The sequence below is a fragment of the Pantoea sp. ICBG 828 genome (assembly GCF_002928355.1).
GTDB classification, from domain to species: Bacteria; Pseudomonadota; Gammaproteobacteria; order Enterobacterales; family Enterobacteriaceae; genus Pantoea; species Pantoea dispersa.
In genome coordinates this window covers 165,095-178,835 of the sequence record NZ_POWN01000004.1, presented here as the reverse complement: position 1 = coordinate 178,835, position 13,741 = coordinate 165,095, and the positions used below count along the sequence as shown (strand labels likewise).

The 13,741-nt window shown below is 59.6% G+C and carries 12 protein-coding genes and 1 riboswitch; of the genes, 6 read left to right on the top strand and 6 right to left on the bottom strand.

Annotation, left to right across the window (positions count from 1 at the left end; translation table 11 throughout):
- The first annotated feature begins 1 nt into the window (after position 1).
- On the top strand, positions 2-1,165 hold the full coding sequence (locus tag C1Y43_RS11380; RefSeq protein WP_021509615.1) for a glutathionylspermidine synthase family protein: 1,164 nt from the start codon (positions 2-4) through the stop codon (positions 1,163-1,165).
- Between the two features lie 35 nt (positions 1,166-1,200).
- On the opposite strand, the gene ygiD is transcribed toward C1Y43_RS11380, so the two are convergent.
- Positions 1,201-1,971 carry a 4,5-DOPA dioxygenase extradiol gene (ygiD, locus tag C1Y43_RS11375; protein ID WP_369974313.1) on the bottom strand — a complete coding sequence of 257 codons (771 nt, stop codon included), beginning with the start codon at positions 1,969-1,971 and terminating at the stop codon, positions 1,201-1,203.
- A 210-nt stretch (positions 1,972-2,181) separates the two neighbouring features.
- Between ygiD and zupT the strand changes: the two genes are divergently transcribed.
- Positions 2,182-2,949 (top strand): zinc transporter ZupT, encoded by a 768-nt coding sequence (gene zupT / locus C1Y43_RS11370; protein ID WP_104188255.1) that lies wholly within the window; start codon positions 2,182-2,184, stop codon positions 2,947-2,949.
- A 144-nt stretch (positions 2,950-3,093) separates the two neighbouring features.
- Positions 3,094-3,477, top strand: a complete 384-nt coding sequence (locus tag C1Y43_RS11365; protein WP_021509619.1) for a cell wall hydrolase — start codon at positions 3,094-3,096, stop codon at positions 3,475-3,477.
- A gap of 53 nt (positions 3,478-3,530) precedes the next feature.
- Here the strand turns inward: C1Y43_RS11365 and ribB are convergent, their stop codons facing one another.
- Positions 3,531-4,187, bottom strand: coding sequence for a 3,4-dihydroxy-2-butanone-4-phosphate synthase (gene ribB / locus C1Y43_RS11360; RefSeq protein WP_010618704.1), 657 nt, complete (start codon positions 4,185-4,187; stop codon positions 3,531-3,533).
- 109 nt (positions 4,188-4,296) lie between these two features.
- Positions 4,297-4,446, bottom strand: a riboswitch (FMN riboswitch).
- Positions 4,447-4,617: 171 nt separating this feature from the next.
- On the opposite strand from ribB, the gene C1Y43_RS11355 reads away from it, so the two are divergent.
- Complete coding sequence (locus tag C1Y43_RS11355; protein ID WP_010618705.1) at positions 4,618-4,923, top strand: accessory factor UbiK family protein; 306 nt, start codon at positions 4,618-4,620, stop codon at positions 4,921-4,923.
- A gap of 39 nt (positions 4,924-4,962) precedes the next feature.
- Here the strand turns inward: C1Y43_RS11355 and hldE are convergent, their stop codons facing one another.
- The 3 genes from hldE to C1Y43_RS11340 form a co-directional block, all read right to left on the bottom strand.
- Positions 4,963-6,387 carry a bifunctional D-glycero-beta-D-manno-heptose-7-phosphate kinase/D-glycero-beta-D-manno-heptose 1-phosphate adenylyltransferase HldE gene (gene hldE, locus C1Y43_RS11350; RefSeq protein WP_021509620.1) on the bottom strand — a complete coding sequence of 475 codons (1,425 nt, stop codon included), beginning with the start codon at positions 6,385-6,387 and terminating at the stop codon, positions 4,963-4,965.
- Between the two features lie 67 nt (positions 6,388-6,454).
- Positions 6,455-9,313 carry a bifunctional [glutamate--ammonia ligase]-adenylyl-L-tyrosine phosphorylase/[glutamate--ammonia-ligase] adenylyltransferase gene (glnE, locus tag C1Y43_RS11345; RefSeq protein WP_058780507.1) on the bottom strand — a complete coding sequence of 953 codons (2,859 nt, stop codon included), beginning with the start codon at positions 9,311-9,313 and terminating at the stop codon, positions 6,455-6,457.
- A gap of 33 nt (positions 9,314-9,346) precedes the next feature.
- Positions 9,347-10,657, bottom strand: a complete 1,311-nt coding sequence (locus C1Y43_RS11340; RefSeq protein WP_104188253.1) for an inorganic triphosphatase — start codon at positions 10,655-10,657, stop codon at positions 9,347-9,349.
- Between the two features lie 205 nt (positions 10,658-10,862).
- Here C1Y43_RS11340 and C1Y43_RS11335 point away from each other — a divergent pair, with 205 nt between their 5' ends.
- Positions 10,863-11,486, top strand: a complete 624-nt coding sequence (locus C1Y43_RS11335; protein WP_104188252.1) for a TIGR04211 family SH3 domain-containing protein — start codon at positions 10,863-10,865, stop codon at positions 11,484-11,486.
- Positions 11,487-11,627: 141 nt separating this feature from the next.
- Positions 11,628-12,860 carry a multifunctional CCA addition/repair protein gene (locus C1Y43_RS11330; RefSeq protein ID WP_104188250.1) on the top strand — a complete coding sequence of 411 codons (1,233 nt, stop codon included), beginning with the start codon at positions 11,628-11,630 and terminating at the stop codon, positions 12,858-12,860.
- 18 nt (positions 12,861-12,878) lie between these two features.
- On the opposite strand, the gene bacA is transcribed toward C1Y43_RS11330, so the two are convergent.
- Positions 12,879-13,697 (bottom strand): undecaprenyl-diphosphate phosphatase, encoded by an 819-nt coding sequence (gene bacA, locus C1Y43_RS11325; protein WP_031280132.1) that lies wholly within the window; start codon positions 13,695-13,697, stop codon positions 12,879-12,881.
- Between the last annotated feature and the right edge of the window lie 44 nt (positions 13,698-13,741).

Genomic DNA, 13,741 nt, shown 5'->3' with positions numbered 1-13,741 from the left:
CATGCAACGTATTGCTATCAGCGAACGTCCGAACTGGCGCGAAAAGGCGACCGAGTACGGCTTTCAGTTTCACACCATGTATGGCGAACCCTACTGGTGCGAAGACGCTTATTACCAGTTTACGCTGGCGCAAATTGAACAGCTGGAAGCGGCCACCGCGGAACTGCACCAGATGTGCCTGCAGGCGGTAGAAAAAGTGGTGAACAGCGAAGCGCTGCTCACCCGTTTCTGCATTCCGAAACACACCTGGGATTTTGTGCGCGAATCCTGGCAGCAGCGTCAGCCCTCGCTCTATTCACGCCTCGATCTGGCGTGGGATGGCACAGGCGAGATCAAGCTGCTGGAGAACAACGCCGATACGCCAACCTCGCTGTACGAAGCGGCGTTTTTCCAGTGGATCTGGCTGGAGGATCAGCTCAACGCCGGCAACCTGCCGCAGGGCAGCGATCAATTCAACAGCCTGCAAGAGCAGTTGATTGAGCGCTTCGCCACGCTGCACCAGCAGCACGGTTTTAACTGGCTGCACTTTGCCTGCTGTCGCGATACGGAAGAGGATCGCGCCACGGTACAGTATCTGCAGGATTGCGCCACTGAAGCCGGTCTGCCGAGTGAATTTCTCTACATTGATGAGATCGGGCTGGGCGAAAAAGGTCAGTTTACCGATCAGCACGATCAGGTGATCAGTAACCTGTTCAAGCTCTATCCGTGGGAATTCATGCTGCGCGAGATGTTCTCGACCAAGCTGGCCGATGCCGGCGTGCGCTGGCTGGAGCCGGCGTGGAAAAGCATTCTCTCCAACAAAGCGCTGCTGCCGCTGCTGTGGGAGATGTTCCCCAACCATCCTAACCTGCTGCCTGCCTGGTTTGCCGATGATGCCAGCGCGCCGCAGATGGAAAAATATGTGGTGAAACCGCTGTTTTCCCGCGAAGGTGCCAATATCACCATCGTGGAAAACGGTCAGGAAATCGCGCGCGCCGACGGCCCCTATGGCGAAGAGGGCATGATCGTCCAGCAGTTCTGGCCGCTGCCGAAATTTGGCGACAGCTACACGCTGATTGGCAGCTGGCTGATTGACGATCAGCCTGCCGGTATCGGTCTGCGCGAAGATCGTGCGCTGATCACCCAGGATCTGTCACGTTTCTATCCGCACACCTTTATTGAGTAACGCACGTGCCGCCCGGTCTGCGGGCGGCACAGGTGTCAGCCAACCTGCACCGACAGCATACTGATCGAACCCATCTCCATGCCTTCCACCGGGATGCTCACCGCCTCACCTTCAGCTCGCGCGCCGAGAATATACAGCAGCGGCAGATAGTGCTCCGGCGTCGGGTTAGCCAGCTGCGCGCCTTCATGCTGCTGATAATTCACCAGCGGATGCTGCACCGCCTCGCCTTCGTAGTCCAGATTATCGCGCACAAACTGGTTGAAGCTCTCCGCCCACGGATAAGCGCTTTCCGCGCCCTGCCAGCGAATCATGCGCAGGTTATGCACCACGTTGCCGCTGGCCACCAGCATCACGCCTTCGTCACGCAGCGCCGCCAGTTTACGTCCCAGCGCAAAATGCCACGCCGCCGGCTGGGTGCCATCGATGCTGAGCTGAATCAGCGGAATATCCGCCTGTGGATACATCTTCGCCAGCACGCCCCACGAGCCGTGATCAAAGCCCCACTGCTGATCGGCCTGCACGGCTACCGGCGCCAGCAGATCGATAACGCGCTGTGCCAGCGCTGGCGAACCCGGCGCCGGATAGCGCACGTCGAACAGCGCCTGCGGGAAGCCACCAAAATCATGGATGGTGCGCGGATTGCTCATCGCCGTCACCGCCGTGCCGCGCGTGTACCAGTGCGCCGAGATGGCGAGAATAGCGCGCGGACGCGGCAGGGTTTCGCCCAGCTGTTGCCATACGCGGGTATAACGGTTGTCTTCTAATACGTTCATCGGGCTGCCATGGCCGAGAAACAGAGCGGGCATGCGGGTCATTATTCATCCTCTGGCGTCGGGATCGCGTTAATGATTGTCACGATACGCGCTTTCGCCAGGGGAAAAACGCTGATAAGCGTGATGATGTTTATCAGCAAATTTGAACAAGATTTTGCCGACATAACTTTACGCTAAATAACTCGATATTTTATGGGGTTAACTATATTGTAACTGGTAATCATTATCATTAAGGAGCCCATCATGTCAGTACCTTTGCTGCTAACCATCCTGGCTGGCGGTGCCACCTTCGTCGGCGCGATTTTTGGCGTGCTCGGTCAGAAGCCGTCGAACCGCGTACTGGCCTTTGCGCTCGGCTTTGCCGCCGGCATCATGTTGCTGATTTCCCTGATGGAGATGCTGCCCGCCGCGCTGCATGCGGAAGGCATGTCGCCGGTGCTCGGCTACGGCATGTTCATGCTCGGTCTGCTGGGTTATTTCGCCATGGATCGCCTGCTGCCGCACCAGCATCCGCAGGATCTGATGGCGGTCAATCGCCGCCCCACCAACCTGAAACGTACCGCGATCCTGCTGACGCTCGGTATCAGCCTGCATAACTTTCCCGAAGGCATTGCCACCTTTGTCACCGCCAGCAGCGATATGGAGCTGGGGCTGGGCATCGCACTGGCCGTCGCGATCCACAATATTCCGGAAGGGCTGGCGGTGGCCGGACCGATATACGCCGCCACCGGCTCGAAAGCCAAAGCGCTGTTCTGGGCCTGCCTGTCCGGCATGGCGGAGATTCTTGGTGGCATCATCGCCTTTCTGCTGCTGGGGCCGGCGGTCTCACCGGTGATGATTGCGGCGATTATGGCGGCGGTGGCGGGCATTATGGTGGCGCTGTCCGTGGATGAACTGATGCCGCTGGCGCGCGAAATCGATCCGCATAACAATCCCAGCTACGGCGTGCTGTGCGGCATGACAGTGATGGGCCTGAGCCTGACGTTGCTGCAAACCAGCGGGGTAGGCTGACGCGAGATTCGTCTCATTCGCCACAACTTAGGCCTTATCTATCAATTGATTAGGCTTGTTAAGGCGTAGTCGAGACGGGTCTTGTTAACACCCGACGGCGGGCTCATTACACTCCACGCGACTCTTAGAAAGCAGTGGAGTGTTATGTTAATTCAGGGAGCCATTTTATGCCTGGCGATGAATATCTATCATGAAGCGCGCGGCGAACCGGTAAAGGGACAGATTGCCGTCGGCACTGTCACCATGAACCGGGCTAACTGGGACGTCAAAGAGATCTGTCCGGTGGTGTACGCACCCAAACAGTTCTCCTGGACGTCTCTGCACAAACATCCCCATCGCCATCCGCCGCAGCATGACAAAAGCTGGCAGCGCGCGCAGCGCCTGGCCCAGCGGATTGTCGAGGGTAAGCTGGCGGATGTGACAAAGGGCGCGACCTTCTTTCATGCACACAGCGCCAGACCGGCGTGGCGCCACGCCTTCCAGCGTACCGTGGTGATAGGTAATCACGTTTTTTACGCCAGCCGTTAATCATAAAAAAAGGCCGGATGCATCACATCCGGCCTTATTTATTTCACGTCGGCTTAGCTGGCCTGACGGGTTTCATGCTGGCGGCGCCAGGCCACCAGGTCTTCAATGGTCACCACCGGCATGGCGTGCTGCTTCGCAAACGCAATCACTTCCGGCGCGTGCGCCATGCTGCCGTCATCATTGGTCAATTCGCACAGCACACCCGCAGGTTTGAAGCCCGCCAGCGTCACCAGATCGAGCGTCGCTTCGGTGTGGCCGCCGCGCGCCAGCACGCCGCCGTCGCGCGCGCGTAGCGGGAATACGTGGCCGGGACGATTCAGATCGGACGGTTTAGCATCATCGGCAATCGCCGCGCGGATGGTGGTAATACGGTCGGAGGCCGATACGCCGGTCGTCACGCCGCTGGCCGCTTCAATGGTCACGGTAAAACCGGTGCCGTAAGAGCTGGTGTTGTTCTCTACCATCATCGGCAGATCCAGCTGCTGACGGCGCGCTTCGTTAATGCACAGGCAGACAATGCCGCTGCCGTGACGAATGCTCAGCGCCATCTGTTCAACGGTCATGGTTTCGGCGGCGAAGATCATATCGCCTTCGTTTTCGCGATTTTCATCGTCCAGCACCATCACGCCGCGCCCGTTGCGCAGCGCATCAATGGCGCGTTCTACACGCTGTTCCGGCGTGCCAAATTCAGAAAGAAGCGTCTGATTCATGGTAAAAAAACCTTATTAATAAAATATGAGTTACCAGAACCAGGGCGAGCTTAGGAGTGCGTAGAAAACACATGGCAATAACGTGACGCGGGCGCAGCCCGGCTGATGTCGTTACCCTCTCCCATCCGGACTTTAACCGTCGGCCCCGGAATTACACCGGATCTGCTGACCTTTCACTGTACAGCGAAAGCGCTCGCGGGCTTTCAGCCAAAGCTGATTTACCGCCGGTGGGGAATTTCGCCCCGCCCTGAGAATAAGCGAAATTACTATAGCGCCAATCACCTGGTCGGGCAATCAACAAAAGTGCAAATGCTTTTGCACTTCATGCGTTGCGGATTTCGGGTTTAACCTTTTCGTTTCTGGCATTACACTTAATGCTTGATGAGTCGGAACACGCGCTGTTATCAGCCACCGTAACCAGGAAACAACCATGATCGACACGAAAAAAATTGAACAACTGGCGCGCCAGGTGCACGAAGCGATGCCAAAAGGTATTCGCGACTTTGGCGACGATGTGGAAAAGAAAATTCGTCAGGTATTGCAGGCGCAGTTAACCCGCATGGATCTGGTTAATCGTGAAGAGTTTGACGTGCAGACCCAGGTTTTGCTGCGCACGCGTGAAAAACTGGCGGCGCTGGAGCAGCGTCTGGCGAAGCTGGAGAGTGAAAGTCCGGCGGCCCCGGCTCCGGCGGTGATCACGCCAGATCCGGCAGGCAAAATCGATACGCCTCAGTAAGGTTTACGCGGCGGGAGTTCGCTCCCGCCGGCTACGTGTTTACTGATTGCGAATGGTTTTGATGATGTTGGTGGTGGAAATACCGTCTTCAAAGTTGAGCACGCGCACGTCACCGCCGTTGGCCCACACCTCTTTGCTGCCCGCGATATCTTCCGGCTTATAATCACCGCCTTTCACCAGCAGATCCGGCAGCACTTCGGCAATCAGCCGCTGTGGCGTATCCTCTTCAAACAGCACCACCCAGTCTACGGCTTCCAGCGCACCCAGCACGATCATGCGGTTTTCCTGCGGGTTTACCGGGCGGGTTTCGCCCTTAAGACGTTTGGTGGAAGCATCGCTGTTGACCGCCACGATCAGGCGATCGCCCAGTTTGCGCGCGTTGGCCAGATAAGAGACATGGCCGGCATGCAAAATGTCGAACACGCCGTTGGTCATCACGACTTTCTCACCGCGCTGGCGCGCCTGCGCCACCGCCACTTTCAGCTCGGCTTCGGTCATCACGCCAAAGCCGCTGTCCGGCCGCGCGTGGATCGCATTCTCCAGCTCCACGGTACTGACGGTTGAAGTCCCGAGCTTGCCGACCACCACGCCAGCCGCAGCATTGGCGAGGAAGCAGGCATCTTCCAGACTTTCACCGGCAGCCAGCACTGCGGCCAGCACGCCGATCACCGTATCGCCGGCACCGGTCACGTCATACACTTCCTGCGCCTGAGTGGGCAGATGCAGCGGCGCTTTGCCCGGCTGCAGCAGGGTCATTCCGTTTTCCGAACGCGTCACCAGCAGCGCGGAGAGATCGTAATCGGCGATCAGCTGCATACCACGGCTGACAATCTCCTCTTCGCTTTTGCACTTGCCCACCACCGCTTCGAACTCGGACAGATTGGGCGTCAGCAGCGTCGCGCCGCGATAGCGTTCAAAATCGGTACCTTTCGGGTCGATCAGTACCGGCACCTGCGCCGCACGCGCCAGCTGAATCATAGTCTGCACGCTGCTCAGCGCGCCTTTGGCATAGTCAGACAGCACCAGCGCGCCCGCCTGTGCCAGCGACTGACGCAGGCGATCGTGAATCGGCTGCGGATCGACCTGCTCAAAGCCCTCTTCAAAGTCGAGGCGAATCAGCTGCTGGTTACGCGACAGCACGCGCAGTTTGGTGATGGTCGGATGGCTATCGAGGGCGACGAAATCGCACTCAACCTTCACCTGCGCCAGCGTTTCGCGCAGCACGCGCGCAGCGTCATCTGCACCGGTCAGACCGATAAGGCGCGAGTCCGCACCGAGTGCAGCGATATTCATCGCCACGTTGGCCGCGCCGCCCGGACGCTCTTCAATGGTATCCACTTTAACCACCGGCACCGGGGCTTCCGGTGAGATCCGGCTGGTCGGGCCGTACCAGTAGCGGTCTAACATCACATCGCCGACAACCAGCACAGCGGCCTTGCCAAACGCGGGCAGTGTTACTTTCATGCAGAGACTCCAGACTTCAACGTTCAGTCAAAATAATGCGCGGATAATAGCATAGAAGCCGCCAGGCTCACTGCTCCGTGTCATCCGCATCGCTCGCGGCCAGCCAGCGCTGCCAGCTGGCGTGCACCACGGCGCGTTCGTCAGCGAACGATGCCGGATCGACATGACCCGGCAGTTCCTGCAGCGCCAGATGGTGCAGCGCATCGCGCAGCGTGACGTAAGCGTGCGTCAGCGCCTGCGCTTCCTCATCAGCCATGATGCCGTGGCGCGCCATCAGTTCGAAAATGCGCACGTTATCCGACCAGCGCGTCAGCGCCGGCTGGCTGGCGGCGTAACCTAAGACCAGATACTGCGCGATGAATTCAATATCAGTGATACCGCCCTCATCGGTTTTAATCTCCCAGCGACCTTTGTGCTTGTTACTGAGGTGCGCGCGCATTTTCTCACGCATCTCCCGCACTTCAGTTTGCAGCTTCGCGCCTTCACGCGGCAGGCAGAGAATACCGCGCCGGATCGCATCGAAGCGCTCACACAGCGCCGGTTCGCCAAACACGATGCGCGCGCGCACCAGCGCCTGATGTTCCCACGTCCAGGCTTCATGGCGCTGATAGTCGTCAAAGGCAGCAAAGGTGCTGACCAGCATGCCGGCCGCGCCAGAAGGGCGCAGGCGCGCGTCCACCTCATACAAAATGCCGGACGAGGTGCGGGTGCTGAACAGATGCATGACGCGCTGAGCGAGACGCAGGTAAAACTGGCGCCCGTCGATAACGCGTTCACCGTCGGTTTCGGCATCGTCCGGACAGTCATGCAGAAACACCAGATCGAGATCCGAACTGTAACCCAGTTCCCAGCCGCCCAGTTTGCCGTAGCCGACCACGGCAAAGCCGCGCTCGCTGTCGCTGGTGAGGTGCGAAGGGCGGCCATAGCGCTGCACCATCATCTGCCACGCCTGCTGCACCACCGATTCAATGATGGCTTCCGCCAGCCAGGTTAAGTGATCGCTCACTTTCATCACCGGCAGGGTTCCGGCGATGTCGGCGGCGGCGATACGCAGATGCTGTGCCTGCTTGAACTGGCGCAGCGCTTCCAGCTGCTGCTCTTCATCATCGGTGGGAATGCGCAGCAGATACTGGCGCAGTTCGTCACGATAAGCGTCGGTGGCGGTGGGCTGATACAGCGTGGCCGGATCGAGCAGTTCATCCAGCAGCAGCGGATAGCGCGCCAGCTGGCTGGCAATCATCGGCGAAGCGCCACACAGGCGAATCAGGTGGCGCAGCGCGCCGTGATACTCGGTCAGCAACTCGAGATAGGTGCTGCGCGTTAATACGCCAAGCAGCAGCGGCGTCAGGCGTGCCAGCACCACATCGGCGTCGTCACGTGCGCACACTTCGCTTAGCAGGCGCGGCATTAATTGATCGAGCGCCAGCCGGCCGCGCGGACCGATGGTGCGGCGACTGACATCCTGACGGAAATCATTCAGCGCCCGATACAGCGCATGGCGCTGTTCCGCCTGCAGCTGCGGTACCACCGGCAGCAAATCGCTCTCTTCCAGCGCGTCCTGCCACAGGCTGGCGAACTCCGCCAGCTGCGGCTGATCGTCGACATCCGGCGCATCATCGCCTATCAGCTCGTCGAAAATGTGGCGCACGCCGGCCATGTGCTGCTCCAGCTGTGCCAGCAGCGTCGCCCAGTCCGCCATGCCCATCGCCCAGGCCAGGCGCTGGCGGTCGAGGGGATTTTCCGGCAGCGTCTGCGTCTGCTCATCGTTGATGCTCTGCAGCAGATTCTCCAGCCGGCGTAAAAACAGGTAGGCGGCGCGCAGATGATCAACCTGCTCCGGTGTTAACAGCGCCAGCTCACCGATGGCCTGCAGCGTCGGCAGCAGCGAGCGCAGCTGAAGTGAGCGCTCACGTCCACCTCGAATCAGCTGAAACACCTGGACGATGAATTCGGTTTCGCGAATGCCGCCAGCGCCGAGTTTGATGTTGTCCTTCAGGCCGCGCCGCCGTACTTCGCGGGCAATCATGCCTTTCATGTTACGCAGCGACTGGATCACGCTGAAATCGATGTAGCGGCGATAGACGAACGGGCGCAGCATCTGCTGCAGCTCCTGGCTCCAGTGGCCGCCGTCGTCGCCCATCAGGCGCGCTTTCACCATCGCGTAGCGCTCCCAGTCACGGCCCTGCTCCTGGTAGTAATCCTCCAGCGCGGCAAAGCTCAGCACCAGTGGACCGCTGTCGCCGAACGGGCGCAGGCGCATATCCACGCGATAAACAAAGCCATCGACGGTAGGTTGATCCAGCACCTTGATCAGGCGCTGCCCCATGCGGGTGAAGAACTGGGCGTTGTCGAGCTCGCGCCGGCCGCCGTGGGTGACGCCGTTTTCCGGCCAGGCAAAGATCAGGTCAATATCGGAAGAGAAGTTGAGTTCACCGCCGCCCAGCTTGCCCATACCCAGAATCAGCATCGGCTGCGCTTCACCGGCGGCGTTGCACGGCGTGCCGAAATCGCGGCAGCAATCCTGCCACACCCAGTCGCGCGCGGCGGTAATCAGCACTTCCGCCAGCGTGCTGAGCTGCGTCAGGCTCTGCCCGGTGCTGGCCTGCTCCAGCGCCTGCATCCACGCGATGCGCACCAGCATATGACGGCGGAACAGGCGCAGTTCGCGCATCAGGGAGGCTTCGTTATCCACCGGCTGCAGCGCCGCTGCCAGCCAGGCCGCATAGTGCTGCCACTCTTCGGGCTGCGGCGGTTGCTGCTGCAGCTGTTGCCACCACGCCGGATGCTGCTGCAGGTTGTCTACGATAAAGTCACTAAAGGTCAGTGCGCCAGCCTGCTGCGGCGTGATCGCCGTCAGCGGCAGGCCCAGACGTTCTGCCACGCTGGCGAGCTGCGCCTGCATCAGCGTCGGTAACGGTAACGACATCTTCCCTCCCTGATGATTGATGGTGCCGTAGCCTTAGCGTTTCGCACCGTTATTCAGCCAGAACGGCGGTTGACGGATCGCCAGATTGACCAGCTGAATCAGACCGCGCTCCTGTTTTTCACGAATGGCGTGCTGCAACTCCTGCCAGCCCGCCAGCCACTGGCTGACTTCTTCAGCCGGATACGCCCCCGCCAGCAGGTGCACCGCCAGCAGCTGGCGGTTCAGGCGCGTGGCTTTGTCCTGAAATTCATTAAACAGCTGCACGTCGACGAAGGTTTCACGCAGATCCGCGCCGATGCGCCCCAGCATGATGTCGCTGAAGCGTTTAAAAGAGCCCTGCAGCTTACTTTTGTTCTTCTCGTCCAGCCACGGCTGCCACTGCGACTCCACCAGCCAGTGAGTAAGTGCTAACTGGGCTTCAACTGAGGTCGGTGAGAAGCAGACGGTTTCTGCGCTGGCCTCGCTGTCCGCCAGCAGCTCTTCCAGCCGGGTCAGCTTCTGACGCAGTTCGCTGTTGGCCTTGCGCGGCACCAGTGTGCCAAACAGGGAAAACGCCTGACGCAGCGTTTCCAGCGCTTCAATTACCCGTGCCCGGGCGTCTTCATTACCGCGCAGCCAGACTTCTTCATGGTACTGCCAGTGGCCGAGCGCCGCGCTCATGGCGTGAACCATGCCCTGCTCCACCGTGGCTTTGGCGGCAATTTTCTGCAGCGGCAGCGCGCGCAGCGGTCGCGGCGCGTTGCCCTGCGCCAGCTGATAACCGCGTGCCGCTTTGCTCAGGCTGCCGAGGCGCAGGCCGCCCGTGGCGATCAGCGCACTGGCGAAGGTCAGCATATCGCTGCGCGCTCCACGCTTAAGCTCCAGCTCCACTTCATACAGCGGCTCGCTCAGCTCCCCTGCGGCAACGCTGCCGCAATCGAACGCTACTTCAATTTCGCTGTCGCCAACGCTCACCAGCCAGGTTTCACGCTGGAAATGGGTACTGAACAGCGGCTGCAAACGCGGCTGCAGCGCGGCGACATCGGTCCCCTGCGGCCAGATCTCTGCCGGCAGGCGGGCAATGTCCAGCTGCGGCTCGCTGAGGTCGACGTTGTATTCCGGACGCTGATGCAGGCCGCCCAGCGTTTTGCCGGCGGTTTTCAGCGTCATTTCATAGCGCTGATCCACGCCGCGAATCCGCAGGCCCATATCCCAGCGGCGCAGCTGGTTGTCATCGGTTTCGTAATAGATGTTGGTCAGCTCACGCGCGGCGTGGTGCTGATGTGGCCAGGCGGCAAGCGTCTGCGCCAGTTTTTCGGCGGCTTGCGGGGTGGCAATGAACTTTAATTCGATTTCGATGGTCATAATTTTTTATTCAATACGCTGCTGGCACTTACGAGTTTAATCTGGCGAAGAGTAATGCACCGCAAGCCTGCTGTCTCTGCTTTCTTGTGCTTTTACGACCCTTTTCGCACCGCATTGAGACCAGGATAGTTCTCATTCAGATTTATGCGAAGCGACTCCAGACTGTGCCGGTAAATTTACGCCCATCATGAAAAAACGATATCGAATGAAAAAAATCTCACTTGCCGCCCTCTCTTTGCTGGCTTTCAGCGCCATCGCACCGGCCCACGCGGCCGATGAAAAACGTTACATCTCCGACGAATTATCCACCTGGGTACGCAGCGGCCCTGGCGATCAGTATCGCCTGGTTGGCAAGCTGAATGCCGGGGAGGAAGTCACGCTGCTGCAAACCAATAATGACTCGCAGTACGCGCAAATCCGCGATGCAGAAGGCAAAACTAACTGGATCCCGCTGTCGCAGCTCAGCGCCTCCCCCAGCCTGCGCACCCGCGTGCCGCAGCTGGAGCAGCAGGTCAAAGAGCTGACCGACAAACTGGCGAACATTGATAACAGCTGGAATCAGCGTACGTCAGAGATGCAGAACAAGGTGGCCAACAGCGACGGCACCATCAACGGCCTGAAAGAAGAGAATCAGAAGCTGCGCAACGAGCTGATTGTCGCGCAGAAGAAGGTCAGCGCCGCTAACGTTCAGCTGGATGACAAACAGCGCACCATCATCATGCAGTGGTTTATGTATGGCGGCGGCGTGCTCGGCGTCGGTCTGCTGCTCGGTCTGCTGCTGCCGCACATGGTGCCGCGCCGCAAGAAAAACGATCGCTGGATGAATTAAAGCCGCCACGCCATTTGTGGTTTGCCTGGAGGGGATCGTAAGATGCCCCTTTTGGCATGCCCTCTTTTTCGCCAAAGTATGCAACAATAACGTAACAAGCGTGCGCGGCACGCAAAAGTGGATTGCCTCTGGAGTGGTTGAGTGAAGACGTTTCTGGTCGGTGGCGCAGTGCGTGATGCCTTACTGCGTTTGCCGGTAAAAGATAGAGATTGGGTGGTGGTGGGCGCAACGCCCGACAGCATGCTGGCGCAGGGCTATCAGCAGGTGGGCCGGGATTTTCCGGTTTTTTTACATCCTGAAAGCCGCGAAGAGTATGCGCTGGCGCGCACCGAACGCAAAAGCGGCAACGGTTATACCGGCTTCGTGACCCAGTTCGCGCCGGACGTGACGCTGGAGCAGGATTTACAGCGTCGCGATCTGACCATCAATGCCATCGCGCAGGCCGCTGACGGCACGCTGATCGACCCTTATCATGGCCAGCAGGATTTGCAGCAGCGTACCCTGCGTCACGTGTCTGCAGCTTTTAATGAAGATCCGCTGCGCGTGCTGCGCGTGGCGCGTTTTGCTGCCCGTTTCGCCCACCTCAATTTCCGCGTGGCACCTGAAACCCAGGCGCTGATGCGCGAGATGGCGCACAGCGGCGAACTGGCGCACCTCACCGCAGAGAGGGTGTGGAAAGAGACGGAAAAAGCGCTGCTGACGCGCAATCCTCAGGTCTATTTCCAGCTGCTGCGCGACTGCGATGCATTACAGGTGCTGTTCCCGGAAATCGACAACCTGTACGGCATTCCGGCCCCCGTTAAGTGGCATCCGGAGATCGATACCGGCGTCCACGCGCTGATGACGCTGACCATGGCCGCAGCGCTCTCCGACCAGCTTGACGTGCGCTTCGCCACGCTGTTCCACGATGTGGGTAAAGCGCTGACGCCGCCAGAGAAGTGGCCGAGCCATCATGGTCACGGCCCGGCCGGTGTACCGATTGTTGAAGCGCTGTGCCAGCGACTGCGCGTGCCGAACCAGGTGCGCGATCTGGCCCTGGTGGTGACGGAGTTTCACGATGTGGTACACACCATTGAACGCCAGCCGGCTGACGCGCTGGTGGCGCTGTTTGACCGCATCGACGCCTGGCGCAAGCCCGATCGCGTGGAAAAGATGGCACTGACCAGCGAAGCCGACGCTCGCGGGCGCACGACGCTGGAGAGCATGGCTTATCCGCAGGGCGATTATCTGCGGCGCGCGTTTGCGCTGGCGCAGGCGGTGCCCACCAAAGCGGTGGTCGAGGCCGGTTTCAAAGGCGCGGCGGTGCGGGAAGAGCTGACGCGTCGGCGCGTGCTGGCGTTGCAGGAAGGGTTAATCGACGCGCGGCCAGCGTAACCGGCCGCGCCTCGCGCATTACATAAAGATGGCGTAAACCGCTGCCGCGACGATAAAGCGGTAGATGGCAAACGACACAAACGAGATACGTTTGATCAGCTCAAGGAACACTTTGATCGCCAGCAGCGCGACGATGAAGGCGGTCACGAAGCCCACGGCAAACATCGGGAAATCCTGCATCGTCAGGAAGCCCATGCTCTTGTAGAGATCAAGTCCGGTAGCACCGATCATCATCGGTACCGCGAGGATGAAGGAAAACTCGGACGCCGCATAGCGGCTGACGCCCATCAGCATACCGCCGGAGATGGTGGCGCCGGAACGCGAGAAGCCCGGCCACAGCGCCAGACACTGGAAGCAGCCAATCATAAACGCCTGGCGATAGGTGATGTCATCAATGCCCACCGCTTTCGGCTGCTTTGGCTTGAGATATTCCGCCGCCAGCAGCAGCACGCCGCCCACCACCAGCGCGTACATCACGTTGATCGGGTTAAACAGGGTTTTAATCTGGTCATGCAGTACCAGGCCAATCACCACTGCCGGCACCATACCCAGCAGAATGTGAATCAGCGTCAGTTTTCCGCTGCCGACGCCTTCGTGGCGCTCCTGGCCGAAGTGAATGCCGATCAGGCCAAACAGCCGGCGCCAGAACATCACCACTACGGCGAGGATTGAGCCCAGCTGGATCACCACTTCAAAGGTTTCCGCCTTCTCACCCTCGAACCCCAGCAAATGGCCAACAATAATCATGTGGCCTGTGGATGAGACCGGCAGGAACTCCGTAAGGCCTTCCACAACCCCCAGGATTGCAGCTACCCATAGCTGATGAATGTCTGCCATCAAATTTTACCCTCTATCCGTTTTAAACAGTAAAAAGGCGGTCG